Annotated in this window: 17 protein-coding genes and 1 pseudogene; 17 read left to right on the top strand and 1 reads right to left on the bottom strand. The window is 56.3% G+C overall.

The features are described 5' to 3' along the window. Nucleotides 1-67 precede the first annotated feature (67 nt). The 4 genes from HMPREF9098_RS01555 to HMPREF9098_RS01540 all read left to right on the top strand — a co-directional run bounded on the left by HMPREF9098_RS01555 (nucleotide 68) and on the right by HMPREF9098_RS01540 (nucleotide 3,719). Nucleotides 68-895, top strand: coding sequence for a DUF1963 domain-containing protein (locus HMPREF9098_RS01555; protein ID WP_003781298.1), 828 nt, complete (start codon nucleotides 68-70; stop codon nucleotides 893-895). Nucleotides 896-955: 60 nt separating this feature from the next. Next, the gene (locus HMPREF9098_RS01550; RefSeq protein ID WP_003781296.1) at nucleotides 956-1,414 is read left to right on the top strand and encodes a hypothetical protein; all 459 of its coding nucleotides are present in this window, start codon (nucleotides 956-958) and stop codon (nucleotides 1,412-1,414) included. Nucleotides 1,415-1,449: 35 nt separating this feature from the next. Further along, nucleotides 1,450-2,208: an iron ABC transporter ATP-binding protein gene (locus HMPREF9098_RS01545; RefSeq protein ID WP_003781295.1), complete on the top strand. Its 759-nt coding sequence runs from the start codon at nucleotides 1,450-1,452 to the stop codon at nucleotides 2,206-2,208. Between the two features lie 101 nt (nucleotides 2,209-2,309). Next, nucleotides 2,310-3,719, top strand: a complete 1,410-nt coding sequence (locus tag HMPREF9098_RS01540; protein ID WP_040564159.1) for a leucyl aminopeptidase — start codon at nucleotides 2,310-2,312, stop codon at nucleotides 3,717-3,719. Between the two features lie 143 nt (nucleotides 3,720-3,862). Here the strand turns inward: HMPREF9098_RS01540 and HMPREF9098_RS01535 are convergent, their stop codons facing one another. Further along, nucleotides 3,863-4,420 (bottom strand): CAP domain-containing protein, encoded by a 558-nt coding sequence (locus HMPREF9098_RS01535; RefSeq protein ID WP_003781291.1) that lies wholly within the window; start codon nucleotides 4,418-4,420, stop codon nucleotides 3,863-3,865. Between the two features lie 185 nt (nucleotides 4,421-4,605). Between HMPREF9098_RS01535 and HMPREF9098_RS01530 the strand changes: the two genes are divergently transcribed. The 13 genes and pseudogenes from HMPREF9098_RS01530 to HMPREF9098_RS01470 all read left to right on the top strand — a co-directional run bounded on the left by HMPREF9098_RS01530 (nucleotide 4,606) and on the right by HMPREF9098_RS01470 (nucleotide 16,428). Next, entirely contained in the window at nucleotides 4,606-5,613 is a 1,008-nt protein-coding gene (locus HMPREF9098_RS01530; protein WP_040564158.1) for an adenosine deaminase, read from the top strand. A gap of 126 nt (nucleotides 5,614-5,739) precedes the next feature. Next, nucleotides 5,740-7,392, top strand: a complete 1,653-nt coding sequence (locus tag HMPREF9098_RS01525) for a phosphoethanolamine transferase (protein WP_003781289.1) — start codon at nucleotides 5,740-5,742, stop codon at nucleotides 7,390-7,392. A 180-nt stretch (nucleotides 7,393-7,572) separates the two neighbouring features. Then, nucleotides 7,573-7,710 (top strand): annotated as a pseudogene (locus HMPREF9098_RS01520) (TolC family protein); the annotation flags it as partial. Between the two features lie 119 nt (nucleotides 7,711-7,829). After that, nucleotides 7,830-8,768: an RsiV family protein gene (locus HMPREF9098_RS01515; RefSeq protein WP_003781286.1), complete on the top strand. Its 939-nt coding sequence runs from the start codon at nucleotides 7,830-7,832 to the stop codon at nucleotides 8,766-8,768. A 108-nt stretch (nucleotides 8,769-8,876) separates the two neighbouring features. Further along, nucleotides 8,877-9,692, top strand: coding sequence for an RNA methyltransferase (locus HMPREF9098_RS01510; RefSeq protein WP_003781284.1), 816 nt, complete (start codon nucleotides 8,877-8,879; stop codon nucleotides 9,690-9,692). After that, nucleotides 9,689-10,225, top strand: coding sequence for a DNA-3-methyladenine glycosylase I (locus tag HMPREF9098_RS01505; protein WP_003781282.1), 537 nt, complete (start codon nucleotides 9,689-9,691; stop codon nucleotides 10,223-10,225). Before HMPREF9098_RS01510 ends, HMPREF9098_RS01505 begins: the two co-directional genes overlap by 4 nt. After that, the gene (gene hemW / locus HMPREF9098_RS01500) at nucleotides 10,222-11,439 is read left to right on the top strand and encodes a radical SAM family heme chaperone HemW (protein WP_003781281.1); all 1,218 of its coding nucleotides are present in this window, start codon (nucleotides 10,222-10,224) and stop codon (nucleotides 11,437-11,439) included. The genes HMPREF9098_RS01505 and hemW overlap by 4 nt, the downstream gene beginning before the upstream one ends. A 66-nt stretch (nucleotides 11,440-11,505) precedes the next feature. Further along, complete coding sequence (locus tag HMPREF9098_RS01495; RefSeq protein WP_003781279.1) at nucleotides 11,506-11,778, top strand: ACT domain-containing protein; 273 nt, start codon at nucleotides 11,506-11,508, stop codon at nucleotides 11,776-11,778. A 68-nt stretch (nucleotides 11,779-11,846) separates the two neighbouring features. Continuing rightward, nucleotides 11,847-12,668 carry an NMB0938 family lipoprotein gene (locus HMPREF9098_RS01490; RefSeq protein WP_040564157.1) on the top strand — a complete coding sequence of 274 codons (822 nt, stop codon included), beginning with the start codon at nucleotides 11,847-11,849 and terminating at the stop codon, nucleotides 12,666-12,668. Between the two features lie 52 nt (nucleotides 12,669-12,720). Continuing rightward, nucleotides 12,721-13,239, top strand: coding sequence for a hypothetical protein (locus HMPREF9098_RS01485; RefSeq protein WP_003781276.1), 519 nt, complete (start codon nucleotides 12,721-12,723; stop codon nucleotides 13,237-13,239). A gap of 15 nt (nucleotides 13,240-13,254) precedes the next feature. Beyond that, a complete protein-coding gene (locus HMPREF9098_RS01480) occupies nucleotides 13,255-14,247 on the top strand; it encodes an ADP-ribosylglycohydrolase family protein (RefSeq protein WP_003781275.1) in 993 nt (330 codons plus the stop codon). Nucleotides 14,248-14,296: 49 nt separating this feature from the next. After that, the gene (locus HMPREF9098_RS01475) at nucleotides 14,297-15,004 is read left to right on the top strand and encodes a hypothetical protein (protein WP_003781273.1); all 708 of its coding nucleotides are present in this window, start codon (nucleotides 14,297-14,299) and stop codon (nucleotides 15,002-15,004) included. A 65-nt stretch (nucleotides 15,005-15,069) separates the two neighbouring features. Continuing rightward, complete coding sequence (locus HMPREF9098_RS01470) at nucleotides 15,070-16,428, top strand: PFL family protein (RefSeq protein ID WP_003781271.1); 1,359 nt, start codon at nucleotides 15,070-15,072, stop codon at nucleotides 16,426-16,428. Nucleotides 16,429-16,476: the final 48 nt, after the last annotated feature.

Raw genomic sequence — 16,476 nt, 5'->3', positions numbered from 1 at the left:
CTGCACCCCGATCTGCCATTGGCAAAATACGCAGCTGACCCATTGTTTTAACGAACATAATTAGAAAATGATTGAAAAAAATCCCACCATCGGCGCAAAAATCCAAGAATTGCGGCAGAAAATCGCCCGCCCCTGCACGGCGTTTGAAACCGGCGGCTTCCGGCCGACAGAAAGCGAGCGCGAAAACTGGATAGGCCGCGTGTTTTTGTGCAAGCCGGAAGAGATGGAAAAACCGGTTACGGACAATGACGGCAAACCGCTCTATCCGCTAGCGCAGTTCTACCTGCCCGATTTGCCCCATGTACCCGAACAGTTACGGCATGTAACCTGGCTGACGGTATTTATGGCGGAAGAAATTCCCGAGATGGACAAAGTGGAAGTGAAACGCGGGGATATGATATTTAGGGAATATGTAGGGCGCCAGGGCAAGGGCTGGTTGATTCGGGAATATACCGCCGATGACGAACTCGTCCGTTACGACTACCCCGCTGCGCCCGACGGTTCGCCCAAGCCCTTCCCGCTCAAACCCGTGCCGGTGGAACAGGATTTCCCCATTTGGGACGGCGGCGGGCTGGATGCGGATTTGGAAGACGAAATCTGTGATTTGGAAGGCGATTATGGCGAATCCCACGATGCGGATCATTTGGATTACTACACCGACATAGGGGATGAACACGACTACCGCCACAAATTCGGCGGTTATCCTTCCTTCTGCCAATCGGGCATTTGCCGCAACCAAGGCGGCCGCCTGCTGATGGGCGACGGCAATTTTGAGTTTGTCTTCCAGATTTCTAGCGATGAAAAAGCCTGTTTCAATGTGATAGACAACGGCAGCCTGCTGTTCTCCCGCAATCCCGACAACGGCGAATGGGCACTGTATTACGATTTTTATTGAAACGGGGCAGCCCGATAAAGCAGCCTGCACCCCGAAAATCCCGCCAAAACAGGAATCCCCATGTGTTTCACCGTCCTCCTTGCCACCGACAGCCCGACCGACCTTACCCGCCACGACGGCCAAGGCGTGCTGTTCCGGCTGGCAGAACCTGATGAAACCCGCGCCGCCAACCTGCCCTACCCGTATGTATACGACGTGGCAGGCAACAAGGAAGGCTGCGCCTGCTGCTTCGACTTTTACGGCGACCCTTATGACGGCAGCCACCCGTTTTGGGACAACGGCGGTTTCAGGCAGCCTGAAAAAAACGGGGAAGAAACCGCACAAGAACAGCGCGAAACACTATACCTGCTGGACGTTGTCCGCCGCCTCGTCCGAAACGGCGCGAAAGTGCAGGCGGCCTGCGTGTGGAGCGGCAACTGGCCGCAACTGCGCGAACCCGCCGTAGAAGTCGCCCTGCACGCGCTGAATCCGCACGCCTTCGCCCTGTTTGAAAACGTACGTTTCGAATTTGCCGCATAAGCAGCCTGCACCCTAAAAAACCAAGAAAGCACAACATGATACAAATCCAAAACATTTCCCACCAAATCAACGGCCATCCCATACTCAACAACATCACGCTCGACATCCCCCAAAACGGCATCACCGCCCTCATCGGTGCGAACGGCGCGGGCAAATCCACCCTGCTCTCGCTAATGGCGCGGCTGCAACCCGTCCAGTCCGGCAGCATTGCCTACAACGGCCGTGACCTAGCCGCCACTCCCACCGCTGAAGCCGCCAAAATCCTCTCCATCCTCACGCAGGAAAACAGCATCCACAGCCGCATCTCCGTGCGCGACCTGCTCATGTTCGGCCGCTACCCCTACCATCAGGGCCGCCCGAAAGACGAAGACAAAGCCATTGTGGAACAGGCCGTCGTCCAATTCCAGCTCGAACCCATCGCCCACCGCTACCTCACCGAACTTTCCGGCGGACAACGCCAGCGCGCCCTGATTGCCATGGTGTTCTGCCAGTCCACCGAATACGTGCTGCTGGACGAGCCGCTCAACAATCTGGACATGTATTACGCCCGCCAGCTCATGCAACTTTTGCGCGAACTGACGCACCGCCACAACCGCACCACCGTGGTTGTGCTGCACGACATCAACATGGCCGCCGCCTATGCCGACCACGTCGTCGCCATGCAGCGCGGCGAAGTGAAGTTGGCCGGCAGTCCAGACGAAGTCTTCACGGCGCAAAACATCAAGACGCTGTTCGATATGGATGTGGACGTGCTGGATTACAAAGGGAAAAAGCTGATTGTGCATCATTTTTAGCCGCAAGAAAGCAGCCTGCACACCGCCTGCTGCCTGACGCGCCCGCTGTTTTGCGTTATGATACGCACGTTTCCCCGAACCCTATTCTGAAAGGACACACCATGCAGTTTTCCACCGCCACCGCCGCGCACGCCGAAGCCGCGCAATTATTTGTCTGCACCGAAGCCGCACAACTGAAAGACGAAACCGCCAAGCTGCTGTTCCAATCGTTGGAAGACGGCCAATCGTTTGCCGCCGCCGCATTGCCCGTTGCAGGCAGCCTGCACCATGTTGCACTGCTGCGTTTGGACGATTTGTCTGTGGAAACACTGCAAAAAGCGGCAAAAGAAGCAGCCGCATGGGCGCAGAAGCAGTCTGCATTATCTGTTGATTTGAATCCGTTTTGCGCCGAAAACGCACCGCGCGTGGCCGCCGCCTTGGCCGCCGCTTTGGGCGAAGCGGTGTACCGTTTCGACCGCTTTAAATCCGAAGCGAAACCCACCAAGTTGGTACAGGCTGCTTTTGTGCATACAGAACACGCCGGCAGCGTGCAGGCTGCCTTAAACCGCGCCGAAGCCTTGTTATACGGCATGAACCTGTGCAAAGATTTGGCCAACACCGGCTCCAACGTCTGCACGCCGACCTATCTGGCCGAAACCGCCGCCAAAGAAGCGCAGCAACTGGGCGCGGCCGCAAAAATCCTCGGCGGCGACTACATCCGCGACAACATGCCCTCCTTCTGGGGCGTGGCCAAAGGCAGCAAGGAAGAACCCAAACTGTTGGAACTCCAATATTTCGGCGCGGCGGACAAATCGGCCGACCCCATCGTACTGGTGGGCAAAGGGCTCACGTTCGACAGCGGCGGCATTTCGCTGAAACCCGGCGAAGGCATGGACGAAATGAAATACGACATGTGCGGCGCGGCCACCGTGATCGGCACATTTATCGCCGCCGTGAAAGCCAAGCTGCCGATTAACCTGGCCGTGGTGGTGGCCACTTGCGAAAACATGCCCGATGCGGGCGCGGCCAAACCCGGCGACGTGGTGCGCGCCATGAACGGCACCACCATCGAAAACCTGAACACCGATGCCGAAGGCCGCCTGGTGCTGTGCGACGCGCTGACTTATGTGGAACAAAACTTCAAGCCCAAAGCCGTGATTGACGTGGCCACGCTCACCGGCGCATGCATTATCGCATTGGGCCACCTGACTAGCGGCCTGATGGGCAACGACCAGGATTTGGTGGATGCACTGCTCGCCGCCTCACGCGAAAGCAACGACAAAGCATGGCAACTGCCGCTGTTCCCCGAATACAAAGAACAGCTCAAATCCAATTTCGCCGACCTGCAAAACATCGGCGGCCGCCCCGCCGGCACGATTACCGCCGGCACCTTCCTTGCCCACTTCGCGCAAAACTACAAATGGGCACATTTGGACATTGCCGGCACCGCCTGGAAATCCGGCAAAGACAAAGGTGCCACCGGCCGTCCGATTCCGCTGCTGCTGCAATATTTGGCCAACCAAGCAGCGTAATGCAATGCATAAAAGCAGCCTGCACTTCGTTTTTCAAAGTGCAGGCTGCTTTTTTGGAACAGCGGCCAAAGAGTGGGTATGGCGGCGATACGCCATGCAAACCGTCTGCTTACGCTTCATTCCGCCACGGGCGGCTCAATGGCTCACGGCAGAATATAGCCCGGTTTTTCGCGGCGGAACGTCTGTAAATCCATACCGAAATTCTGTACCCAGTAATTCGGGTTGTCGCGCGCGTGGCTGAGCGCGGATGCCATGCCGACTTCGGTAATTTCCGGATTCATCAGGTTTTTGCAATGCCCGGGGCTGTTCATCCAGGTTTCCATTGCCAACGCCGCGTCCGATTCGCCCCGATAGCCGACAAAAATGTTTTCCCAGCCACCCCAGCCTGTGTATCCAGCCGCCTTCACTCTTTCGGCTGGCGTTTTCCCGTCCAAACCGTTGTGACTGAAATAATGTTTTTCCGCCATATCGGCTGCATGATTTTGCGCCGACCGCGCCAACTTGGCATTCCAATGCAGCGGTGGCACGGCGGGCATATATTCGTCGCCGCAATAGTGCTCTTGTGCGCGCGCATCGTTAATCAAGGCCAGCATATCGCGCTCTTCGTCCGTCAGCCCGTCCTTCCCACCGGCGGACGCGCACGCGCACACGCCCAACAGGAATGCTGCCAGCAGGCAGGGCAATTTTTCTTTTATTTTCATGGTGGTGATTTCCAAATTGTTGCTTTATCCGGATTCCGCCTCCCAAAGCAGCCTGCACTTCGGATAAAGCGGCGGGTGGGCGGTTTTTTGTGGTATATTTCATGCAGGCCGCCCGTTTCCCTTACCCATTCTTCATATTAATCGCCTTTAATTTTACCCTTCTTAACAAAATTAGCCAATACGCCATGACCCCGATTCAAGCCGTTTCCCGTTTGCCCAAAGCCGAACTTCACCTGCACATTGAAGGCACGTTCGAGCCCGAACTGATGTTTCAAATCGCGCAACGCAATCACATTGCCATTCCTTATCAAAGCGTGGAAGAAGTGCGCGCCGCCTACCAATTTCACAACCTGCAATCTTTTTTGGATATTTATTATGCGGGTGCGGCGGTGTTGCGGCACGAGCAGGATTTTTTCGATTTGACCTATGCCTATCTGCAAAAATGCCGTGAAGACAACGTGGTGCACAGCGAAATCTTCTTCGACCCGCAAACCCACACGGCGCGCGGCGTGGCGTTTGACACGGTGATAGGCGGCATTCGGCGTGCCTGCGACACGGCGCGGCAGGAATGGGGCATGAGCACCGCGCTGATTACGTGTTTCCTGCGCCATTTGTCGGAAGAGGAAGCCTTTGCCACGCTGGCGCAGGCATTGCCGTTCCGCGAGCACATCATCGGTGTGGGGCTGGATTCCAGCGAAGTGGGCAATCCGCCGTCTAAATTTGCGCGCGTGTTTGCCGAAGCGCGGAAACACGGCTTTTTGACCGTGGCCCATGCCGGCGAAGAAGGCTCGCCCGATTATGTGCATGAAGCACTTGATTTGCTGCATGTTTCTCGTATCGACCACGGTGTGCGCGCCGAAGAAGACGAAGCGCTGATGCAGCGGATTATTGCCGAGCAAATGCCGCTCACCGTGTGCCCGTTGAGCAATTTGAAGCTGAAAGTGGTGGACGATTTGGCGCAGCACAACCTGCACCGCCTGCTGCAACGCGGCGTGTTGGTTACCGTCAATTCGGACGACCCGGCCTATTTCGGCGGCTATGTGAACGACAACTTTACCGCCTTGCAGCAAACGTTCGCTTTGAGCACGGCGGAAATCGCGCAGCTCTGCAAAAACAGTTTTCAAGCCGCGTTTTTGGACAACGAAACCCGACAAAAATGGTGCGAACGCATTGACGCAATAACGGCGGAATAAATTCGCGCATACCAAAAGCAGCCTGCACTCTAAAAAACAACGTGCAGGCTGCTTTTTAACAATATTCATCCCCCACAGAAAGGCAATCGGCGTGCTATAATCGCCGCTTTTTTGGCATAGTGAAATATGTTGTTACCCCGCTTCCAAGCATCGGCCAACCGGGTGGTGTTCCTGCAGGCTGCTTTGTTCGCCTTCGTGCTCAATCTTCCGATTATCCTGAAAGTCTTCCAGCTCTATCAGCCCATCGGCACCTTTCACGATTATTTTATTTATACCGTGCCGCTGTTCCTGCTGTGCGCCTGCAACCTGCTGTTTCATTTGCTGATGCTGCCGCTGGCGCACAAAATCCTGATGCCGCTCATCCTGCTCATCGGCGTGGCTATCAGCTATAACAGCCTGTTTTTTGACGTGTATTTCAACCGCGACATGCTGGACAACGTGTTACAGACCACGCCGGCTGAAACCATGCGCATGTTCAGCCCGTCGTACATTGCCTGGCTGTTTTTCCTCGGCATCGTGCCGGTATTTCTGTATCTTCGCACCAAAATCGTGTACCGCACATGGTGGAAAGAACTGCTGTCCCGCCTTGCCTCCATGCTGGTTTCCGTGCTGGTGATTTTGTTGATTGCCGCGCTGTTTTATCAGGATTACGCTTCGTTTTTCCGCAATCACAACAGCCTGAAACACATGATTCTGCCCAGCAATGCGATTGGCGCGGTGGCCAGTAAAATCAAACAGATACGCCGTGAAAATATGCCGTATCTGGCGCTGGGGCAAGGCGCGCAGTTGGCGCATTCCGCTTCCGAACCGAACGTGACCATTTTGGTGGTGGGCGAAACCACGCGCGCGAAAAACTGGGGCTTGAACGGCTACGCGCACCAAACCACGCCCAAGCTGGCCGAAAGGATTGCTAAAGGCGATGCCTTGGTGAATTTCCCGAACGTGCAAAGTTGCGGCACGGCCACAGCGCTTTCCGTGCCCTGCATGTTCTCCAGCCTGACACGCGAAACGTATGACGAAGTCCGCGCCAAACGGCAGGATAACCTGTTGGACATCCTGCAAACCGCCGGGGCGGACATTCACTGGCTGGAAAACAACAGCGACTGCAAAGGCGTGTGCCAGAATATCAGCAGCGTGGCGGATATGGTGAAGCTGAACCTGCCCGAATACTGCACCGACGGCGAGTGTTTGGACAACATTATGCTGCCCGAATTGGACAAGCTGTTGCAAAACATCAAGAAAGATACGGTGATTGTGCTACACACCATCGGCAACCACGGCCCGACCTATTTTGAGCGCTATACCGACAAAGAACGCCGCTTCACGCCGACGTGCGACACAAAAGAAATCAACCGTTGCAGCAACGAACAGTTGGTCAATACTTATGACAACGGCGTTGTGTATGTCGACCAGTTCCTCGACCAGCTCATTGCACGGCTGGAGCAACACCCGGAATGGCGCAGCTCGCTGCTCTATATGTCCGACCACGGCGAAAGCTTGGGTGAAAACGGCATTTATCTGCACGGAACGCCGTATGCCATTGCGCCGAAAGAGCAAACGTCCATCCCGATGATAATGTGGTTCTCGCCCGCATGGCTGAAACATTCGTCGCTGGACATGGCCTGTGTCCGCAAAAACGCAGGGCAGCCCTATTCGCAAGACAATTTCTTCCACACTGCATTGAGTTTGGCCGATGTGCGCCACGACAGCGTGAAGCCTTATCAGGCGCAGTTGGACGTTTTGGCAGCATGCCGGACACCCAATTCATCGCCTAAATAAAGTGCAGGCTGCTTTTGGGTAATTTAAACGTGCGCGGATTTCGGTTCGCGCATTTTTTGTGCTTTGGATTTCTGTATAGGCGAATAAGGCAATCAGATATGCCGCCTATAAAATATGAAATATCTGAAGATAGGATACTCAAAGAATTACTTATTTTGTATAGAAAGAACCGATTGGGTTGAATACGGCATTCGCAACCGGCAGGAAGTCGCCCAAGCAGAACAGAAACCAGCTCAAGCACGGTATAAATTCATGCTGGCTTATTTGCGCTTGGTGAAAGAGAGCGGATTGGGTTTGGAAACGGTATTTGCGGAATAAAATTAAAGAGATCCTGCACTGAACAAAAAGATTGCAAAGTCCGAAAAGCAGCCTGCACGTTCCAACCGCCGCTGTTATAATCTGCCCATCATTCCCGTTCAACAGAAAGGCCTGCCGCCATGAACAAATTACCCGTCCTCACCGCCATTGCCGTTTTGCTTTCCGCCTGCCAGCCGTCGGGCAACAGCCAATACGCCGACACGCCTGCCGGCAAGGCAGCCTCTGCCCCTGCTTCAGCTTCTTCCGCCGGCACATCGGCAGCTGCTTCCGTGCCTGTTGCCGCATCGGATGTGCAGGCTGCTTCTGCGCCGCAAGCATCGGGCATTCCCGTGGTCGGCACGGCCAGCGTGGTGCTGTACGACAAAACCCAATGCGTGCAAGGCCACCCGACCTATTGCGCCAAATCCAACATCCGCCTGCCCCAAACCGGCATCGCATGGCTGGATGTGCTGCTGAAACAGCGGTTATATGAAGATTTCTCCGCCGAAGGGCAGCCTGCAGTGAAATCCGATGCCGCGTTGCGAAAACTCATCGACCACAATGTGGCCGAATCGGCAAACGAACTGAAAGACTATGCCGCAGAAAAATCGGCGATTAACGAGCTGTACGACAACACCGACTTCAGCTTCCAATACCAGCGCGGCCGGCTGGCCACGTTCCGCCTGATCCACGACAGTTACAGCGGCGGCGCGCACAATAATTATGCCGAATCATACGTCACGGTAGATTTGAAAAAACGCCGCGTGTTGAACATCGCCGATATCGTAGCAGAAGGCAAATTGGCGGCTTTGGACGCGCTGCTGCAAAAGCGTTATGACGAATTTATTCTGGCCGACAATCAGGAATACGACGGCAACAACGGTGCTGCGCTGATTCGCCAACACAAAGAAACCTTCAGCAAAAAAGCCGAACTGACCGACAGCTTCGAACTGACGGCGGACGGCCTGGCGTTCCATTACAGCCCGTACGAAATTGCCCCGTTTGCCGCAGGCGTGGTGAAGCTGACGGTGACACCGGACGAATTGAAAGGCATCTTGCGGCCGGAATACCTGCCTTAACGCGTTCCCAAGCCCGAAAAGCAGCCTGCACGTTGAAAAACACGGTGCAGGCTGCTTTTCGCCGCGAATTTCACTATAATAACCGCTTCCCTTTTTAACGCACACATCATGATCTCGACCGTTCCGCCCTATCTTGCCAATATCCGCATCGTATTGAGCCGCACCAGCCATCCGGCCAATATCGGTGCCGCCGCCCGCGCCATGAAAACCATGGGGTTGAGCCGCCTGTATTTGGTAGCGCCCAACCTCATGCAAACGCCGATGACGCCGAACCCGCCCGCGTTCGACCCAAAGCAGCCTGCACATTTTTGCCTACCCGAAGAAAGCTTCACGCTCGCCTCCGGTGCGGCCGACGTATTGGAAAACGCCGTGATTGTGGGCAGCCTGCCCGAAGCATTGACCGGCACCGTGTTGAGCTGCGCCCTCACCAGCCGCCGCCGCGAGCTCACCTCGCCGCTGCAAACCCCGCGCGAACTCACCCCCAGCCTGCTAGCAGCCGCCCAAGCCAGACAAAGCGTGGCGCTGGTGTTCGGCAACGAAACCTTCGGCCTGAGCATTGACGAAGTGCAGCACTGCAACCGCCTGATGACCATTTCCGGCAACCCCGATTATTTCTCGCTCAATCTGGCGCAGGCCGTGCAAGTGGTGTGTTACGAACTGTTCAGCCAAACCCACCAAGACATGAGCTACCTGATACCCGAACGCAACCTGGCCACCGCCGACCAAGTGGCCGGCATGGTGCGGCACATGGAACAGGCCATGGAACAGCTCGACTTTTTCCGCAAGCGCAACCAAGAGCGCATGGTGCGCCGCCTGCATTCCCTGTTTTCACGCGCCGACACCACCACCGAAGACATCGACATCCTGCGCGGCTTCTTCAATATGGTGCAGCAAAAAACCCAAAAAACAAATCCGCCCCAATGAGTCAAACCTACTGCCAACTGTGCAACAGCCTGCCCGACGATACGGACAACCCCAACAAAGCCTATCACGAACGCGAATACGGCCACCCCTTAACCGACGACAACGCACTCTTCGAACGGCTGGTGCTGGAAATCAACCAGGCCGGGCTGAACTGGACCATGATGCTGCACAAACGCGAAGCCTTCCGCAAAGCCTACGCAGGATTTAACATTGCCGCCGTGGCCGCATTTAGCGAACACGATGTGGCGCGGCTGCTGGCCGACAGCGGCATTATCCGCAACCGCCTGAAAGTGCAGGCTGCTATTTTCAACGCACGGCAAATCCTACAGCTGCAACAACAATACGGCAGCTTCCACCAATGGCTGGAACAGCACCACCCGCGCAGCCGCAGCGAATGGGTTTCCCTGTTCAAGCGGCATTTCAAATTCATGGGCAACGAAATCGTGGGCGAATTCCTGCTCAGCACAGGCTACCTGCCTAATGCCCACGACCCCGACTGCCCGCACGCCACCCACCGCCATTCCCCATCATGAACCCGACCCAGCTCACCGCACTGCCCCCGCTGTCTTTATACGTCCACATCCCCTGGTGCCTGCAAAAATGTCCGTATTGCGACTTTAATTCGCACACCATCAAAACCACGCTGGACGAAGACGCATACGTCCAAGCCCTGCTCACCGACTTGCAGCACGAACTGCCCCATTTTTGGGGGCGCGGCATCGAAACCATATTTATCGGCGGCGGCACGCCCAGCGTGTTTTCCGTATCGGCCATCGACCGGCTGCTCAGCGGCATCCGCGCCTTGGTCAAACTGAACCCCGAAGCCGAAATCACGCTGGAAGCCAATCCCGGCACGTTCGACCACGACAAATTCCAAGGCTTCCGCAGCGCAGGCATCAACCGCCTGTCCATCGGCGTGCAGAGTTTCGACGACCGCAAGCTCGCCGCGCTGGGGCGCATCCACTCGGCAGACGAAGCCCGCACCGCCATCGAAAAAGCCTGCCGCATTTTCGAGCGCGTCAATATTGATTTGATGTATGCCCTGCCGCAGCAAAATGCCGCAGACGCGCTGGCCGATGTGCAGGCTGCTTTGTCGTTCGGCGTGCAGCACATCAGCGCCTACCAGCTTACCTTGGAGCCGAACACGCCCTTCGGCCACACGCCACCCAAAGGCCTGCCCGAAGACGATACCGCACAAGATATTGAAGACACGGTGCATTCCGCCTTGCAGCACGCCGGATTCGAGCGCTATGAAACCAGCGCCTTCGCCCGCACGCCCGAAAGCCGCGCACGGCACAATTTGAATTACTGGCAGTTCGGCGACTACATCGGCATCGGCGCGGGCGCGCACGGTAAAATCTCGCACCACGACCGCATTGAGCGCACCGTGCGCAAACGCCATCCCGAAGCATATCTGGCCGCCATGCAGGGCAACGTGCAGGCTGCCATCGACCACAAAACCGTTGCCCCAAACGATTTGCCGTTTGAATTTATGATGAACGCCCTGCGCCTGACCGGCGGCGTGCCGGCCGCGCTGTTTGCCGAACGCACCGGTATTTCCCTGGCCCAAATCGAGCCCGTGCTGGCCAAAGCGCGGCAAAAAGGCCTGCTGGACCACGCCCCAAACGTGCTGCGCCCCACCGAATTGGGCAGGCGTTTCCTGAACGATTTGCTGGAACTGTTTTTGGACGTGCCTGTCGGTTTGCGCGGCAGGGAAATCCGCATCATCCCAAGCAACAGCCGCTGAATGAGTGGCAGATTCGCGCCCGCTGAACTATAATTCCCCGTTTTTATCCGCCCGAAAGGACACCGAATGACCCAATCCGTTATCTCCGTTATCGGCAAAGACCGCGTCGGCATCGTCTTCGACGTATCCAAAATTTTGGCCGAACACCAAATCAATATCCTGAACATCAGCCAGCAGCTGATGGGCGAATTTTTCACTATGATTATTTTGGTCGATACCGCCAAATGCACCAAAACGCCTACCGAACTGGCCGAGCTGTTCGCCAAAGAAAGCCAAAACCTGGCTTTGGAAATCCGCATTCAGAACGAAGAAATCTTTAACGCGATGCACCGAATCTGAAAAAAGCAGCCTGCACCTGGGTATTCAAAGTGCAGGCTGCTTTGAACGTATTGAAAAAAAAGGATTGTATGAAAATAATGGAATGGGGCATGCTCGGTATATCGTCCGCAGCGTTGCTGCTTCTGCTTGGCTGCTCGCACGAAGAAAGCAACGGCGCTGCCGCATCGCCACCGTCGGCTTCGACGAAAAACGATACCGCAACAAAGCAGCCTGCACCCATCGCCCTTCCCGACCGCAAAGTGCAAACCTTTGCGCCAAATGGGAAATGCACCAATCTCCGCCCCGCTGCCGATATGGAAGACCTAATGCGCCAAATCACGGAAAATCTGGACAGCCCCTGCCTGTTTGCATACAGCCCGAAAGAATTGGAGCAAGCGTGGCAAATCAATCCCGTGCCTGATATCCACGCCATTATGTTCCCCGAACTGAATCCGAACGACCCGGATTATACGGACAAGGTGAGCCGTGAAATGGAAAAGGTCATGACGGGCAAACGCACGTTGGATGCCGCCACGGCCAAGCGTGTTGAAAACGAAATGCGGAACATGCGCCCGCAAAGCACCGTCAGCATCGGCAGCGGCACATGGCGCACGGACGGCACAAACAAAGAGCCGCGCGCAGGCCGTTATTTTTCCATCAACCCGAACAGCGAGCATAAAGCGCAATACGGCGGATTTGGAAAAGGATTCAACCATATTGATGATTTGCCGGAATTTTTCCGCCAATACGGTGAACGCGCTCCCGCCGAAAACCGCTTCTACCGCCACAACAGCCGCAACGACCCCGACCTGCCGTTTGTCGAAATCCATTATGACGGCGCCACCGGCAAAATCGATTATATCCATGTTTATGAAAAACAAAGAGATGTGCTGCGCGGCAGCCATCCTTAAGCAGCCTGCACATTTAATTTAATTGGGCCGCCTGAAAAGAAGGAGTTACGCCATGATACCCCTGTGCCGACGGCTGATTAGCCTTGTCCTAAATTTTGCCCTATGGTTGGCCATTTTTATGGCGTTGGGCTGGGGTATACGCCACCGCCCGGCGCAGCAGTATGCCGAAGGCGACGAAATCAGCTCGCTGTTTGCCGTGGCCGTCCGCAACGCGCAAGGCGAAATCGAACCGCGCCAGTTAAACCGATGGAAAAGCAGCGAAACCTTGGTGCGCGAAGACACCGTGTTGCGCGACCGCGAAGGCATCTACCTGCAACTGACCCGCCTGCCGCCCGACACGTTCGAGCTGTTTTACGCCAGCAACCGATTGGATGCCAATGCTTTTATGACCGCACGCTACCGAATCGCCGCCGACAATAAAGTGATTCCCGTGTCGTTCAAAGTATGGAGCGTGGGGCACGGATTTTTGGCGTTTTTGCTGTCATTTCCCGTGTTTGTGCTTGTCAGATGGCTGATATCGCGGCGGCGGTTGAGCAGGGAAAAGCAGCCTGCACACCAAAATAAGCCGTAAAACGAGAGAAATTCTATGACCCATCCGCTTTCAGGCAGCCTGCTCGGCACGGCGGCGGGCGATGCCTACGGGCTGCCCTACGAAGGGCTTTCCCCACGCCGTATCGGCAAACGCTTCGTGCCTCGCCGCTACGCCCTAATACCCCTGCTGCACGGCGGCATGGTTTCGGACGACACCGAACACGCCGTGATGGCTGCCCAAGCATGGATAGACGGCGCGGGCGACCCGGAAATTTTCCGCCGCAGCCTACGCGGCCGTCTGAAATGGTGGTTTGCCCGCCTGCCCGCCGGAATCGGTCTGGCAACGCTGCGAAGCTGTTTAAAAATGTGGCTGGGGCTGGGGCGCACGGGTGTATATTCGGCAGGCAACGGCCCCGCCATGCGCGCATCCGTGTTGGGCGTACTGTGCGACGATTTGGACGGACTGTGTCGGCTGGTCAAAATCAGCACCGAACTGACCCATACCGACCCGAAAGCCTATCGTGGCGCACTTGCCGTCGCCCTGCTCGCGTGGTACGAAACCCGCCATCCCGACTGGACAACTAAAGCCATCACCGCCGCCGTATTGCAGCAAATCGGCGACAACGAATTTTCAGACGGCCTGCAAACCTACGCCCCCGACCCCAAACGTGGCATCACAGGCTATATGTACCACACCGTCCCTGCCGTATTCCAAACATGGCAGGCCTACCGCGACCGCCCGGCCGAAGGCTTGGACAGCCTGATACGACAGGGTGGCGACACCGACACCACGGCGGCTATCTTCGGCGGCATTGTCGGCGTGCGGTACGGCAAAAACCTGTTTGCCGCCGTATCGGGAACATGGTGCGAGCCCCTGCTCACGCCAGACTTCTTCGCCGCTTTGGCCAAACAGGCAGACGAAGCCTGCCAAAGCGGCCGACCGCAAAAAGCGCGGCGTTTCGGCGGCATGGTAACCTTCGCCCGCAATCTGCTGATGATGCCCGTTATATTGGCGCACGGATTCCGGCGTTTGCTGCCGCCGTATTGATGCAGGCTGCCTGAAACATTTTTTACATTCTGTGCCACGAAAGTAAACCATGAAAAAACACATCATTTCCATCATTCTGCTTTCCGCCGCGTTGCTTTCGTGGGCGCAGGATAATGTCGCAATGCCGCAGTTGGACGACAACCTCCGCCGTTTGGTTGCGCCGTATCAGATTGAGCCGCCCAAACGGACAGTCGGCAAAATTACCCTGTTCGGCGGATCCCCGGAAAGCCAGCAAAGCAAGACCCTGATTATCCGCCCCACCGACACCCCCAATATTTTTTCTATCCGCCTGAACGATGGAGAAAGCCAACGCGTTTCGTTGGGCTTTTTGGGTTTGTGGGAGGATATGGATATCGAATATTCCGATCCCAAATGGGTATTTCGCCGTAAATTAAAAGGATATTCGCAAGACACCTTGTGGCAGACCGCACCGGCAGGCACTCAATTCGGCTATAGCAGCAGTACCAAGACCACCATAAGCGAACGCGGCAAGCAAAACGATATGGCTCAACCCGAATCTGACGAAAACCAAAACTACGTTCGGTATTCGTGCGCCATCGCGCGCGAAATCCCCGCCCGCACCTTGCACAAAAATATCCAGGGAACGGCAAAGGAAATCCGCTGTATGAACGCCGAGAACCCCAATTGGCTCGTGTCCACCGGATACTATTTGGTAGACTACCATTTTTATATCCCGCTGGGACTATTGACCAACTTACCGTCTAATGACAAATGGAGCATTAGCGAATTTGAATAAGGCGCTGCATACAAAGCAGCCTGCACCCCGACAACCAACAAATATATAGACAAGGAAACCCCAAAATGTCCCAAATCCATTCCAACGAAATCCTAGAAACCATCCGCATGGTGTCCGACCAAAATTTCGACGTGCGCACCATCACCATCGGCATCGACCTGCACGACTGCATTTCGCCAAACATCGACACGCTCAACCAAAACATCTACAACAAAATCACCCGAATCGGCAAAGACCTAGTCGCCACCGCGCAGCATCTTTCCGCCAAATACGGCGTGCCGATTGTGAATCAGCGCATTTCCGTAACGCCCATCGCCCAAATCGCGGCGGCCACGGGCGCGGATAGCTACGTTTCCATCGCGCAGACGCTGGACAAGGCGGCAAAAGCCATCGGCGTATCGTTTATCGGCGGCTTTTCCGCGCTGGTGCAGAAGGGCATGTCGCCCGCCGACCGCGTGCTGATTAACAGCATTCCCGAAGCCATGAAAACCACCGACATCGTGTGCAGCTCCATCAACATCGGCAGCACGCGCGCGGGCATCAACATGGACGCGGTGAAACTCGCCGCCGACACGATAAAACGCACCGCCGACATCACGCCCGAAGGCTTCGGCTGCGCCAAAATCGTCGTGTTCTGCAACGCGGTGGAAGACAACCCCTTCATGGCGGGCGCGTTCCACGGCTCGGGCGAGGCGGACGCGATTATCAACGTGGGCGTGTCCGGCCCCGGCGTGGTGCAGGCTGCCTTGAAAGACTGCGACAGCCGAAACCTGACCGAAATCGCCGAAATCGTGAAGAAAACCGCGTTTAAAATCACGCGTGTGGGCGAACTCATCGGGCAGGAAGCGGCCAAAATACTGGGCATCCCGTTCGGCATTTTGGATTTGTCGCTCGCGCCCACGCCCGCCGTCGGCGATTCCGTTGCCCGCATTCTGGAAGCCATGGGCCTGACCATCTGCGGCACGCACGGCACCACTGCCGCACTCGCGCTGCTGAACGACGCGGTGAAAAAAGGTGGCATGATGGCTTCTTCCGCTGTGGGCGGGCTGAGCGGCGCGTTCATCCCCGTGTCGGAAGACGAAGGCATGATTGCGGCGGCGGAAAGCGGCATCCTGACGCTGGACAAGCTGGAAGCTATGACCGCCGTGTGCTCCGTGGGTCTGGACATGGTGGCCGTGCCGGGCGACACGTCCGCCGCCACCATTGCCGGCATCATCGCCGACGAAGCCGCCATCGGCATGATTAACAGCAAAACCACCGCCGTGCGCATCATCCCCGTTACCGGCAAAGGCGTGGGCGAAAGCGTGGACTTCGGCGGCCTTTTGGGCTACGCGCCGATTATGCCCGTGAAGGAAGGAAGCTGCGAAGTATTCGTGAACCGCGGCGGAAGGATTCCCGCGCCGGTGCAGTCGATGAAGAACTGACGGGGTGCAGGCTGCTTTTTCAGACGGCCTGCAACCGCTACCCAAACC

It is taken from the genome of Kingella denitrificans ATCC 33394 (assembly GCF_000190695.1).
Taxonomy (GTDB): domain Bacteria; phylum Pseudomonadota; class Gammaproteobacteria; order Burkholderiales; family Neisseriaceae; genus Kingella_A; species Kingella_A denitrificans.
Note: the sequence above shows the minus strand (reverse complement) of the source record. Positions and strands in the feature narration are given on the sequence as shown.

Coding starts and splice junctions, on each gene's coding strand:
- HMPREF9098_RS01540 (WP_040564159.1), top strand. CDS start 2,310: ATGCAGTTTTCCACCGCCACCGCCGCGCACGCCGAAGCCGCGCAATTA.
- HMPREF9098_RS01485 (WP_003781276.1), top strand. CDS start 12,721: ATGATACCCCTGTGCCGACGGCTGATTAGCCTTGTCCTAAATTTTGCC.
- HMPREF9098_RS01505 (WP_003781282.1), top strand. CDS start 9,689: ATGAGTCAAACCTACTGCCAACTGTGCAACAGCCTGCCCGACGATACG.
- HMPREF9098_RS01525 (WP_003781289.1), top strand. CDS start 5,740: ATGTTGTTACCCCGCTTCCAAGCATCGGCCAACCGGGTGGTGTTCCTG.
- HMPREF9098_RS01515 (WP_003781286.1), top strand. CDS start 7,830: ATGAACAAATTACCCGTCCTCACCGCCATTGCCGTTTTGCTTTCCGCC.
- HMPREF9098_RS01475 (WP_003781273.1), top strand. CDS start 14,297: ATGAAAAAACACATCATTTCCATCATTCTGCTTTCCGCCGCGTTGCTT.
- HMPREF9098_RS01495 (WP_003781279.1), top strand. CDS start 11,506: ATGACCCAATCCGTTATCTCCGTTATCGGCAAAGACCGCGTCGGCATC.
- hemW (WP_003781281.1), top strand. CDS start 10,222: ATGAACCCGACCCAGCTCACCGCACTGCCCCCGCTGTCTTTATACGTC.
- HMPREF9098_RS01470 (WP_003781271.1), top strand. CDS start 15,070: ATGTCCCAAATCCATTCCAACGAAATCCTAGAAACCATCCGCATGGTG.
- HMPREF9098_RS01510 (WP_003781284.1), top strand. CDS start 8,877: ATGATCTCGACCGTTCCGCCCTATCTTGCCAATATCCGCATCGTATTG.
- HMPREF9098_RS01480 (WP_003781275.1), top strand. CDS start 13,255: ATGACCCATCCGCTTTCAGGCAGCCTGCTCGGCACGGCGGCGGGCGAT.
- HMPREF9098_RS01530 (WP_040564158.1), top strand. CDS start 4,606: ATGACCCCGATTCAAGCCGTTTCCCGTTTGCCCAAAGCCGAACTTCAC.
- HMPREF9098_RS01555 (WP_003781298.1), top strand. CDS start 68: ATGATTGAAAAAAATCCCACCATCGGCGCAAAAATCCAAGAATTGCGG.
- HMPREF9098_RS01545 (WP_003781295.1), top strand. CDS start 1,450: ATGATACAAATCCAAAACATTTCCCACCAAATCAACGGCCATCCCATA.
- HMPREF9098_RS01535 (WP_003781291.1), bottom strand. CDS start 4,420: ATGAAAATAAAAGAAAAATTGCCCTGCCTGCTGGCAGCATTCCTGTTG.
- HMPREF9098_RS01490 (WP_040564157.1), top strand. CDS start 11,847: ATGAAAATAATGGAATGGGGCATGCTCGGTATATCGTCCGCAGCGTTG.
- HMPREF9098_RS01550 (WP_003781296.1), top strand. CDS start 956: ATGTGTTTCACCGTCCTCCTTGCCACCGACAGCCCGACCGACCTTACC.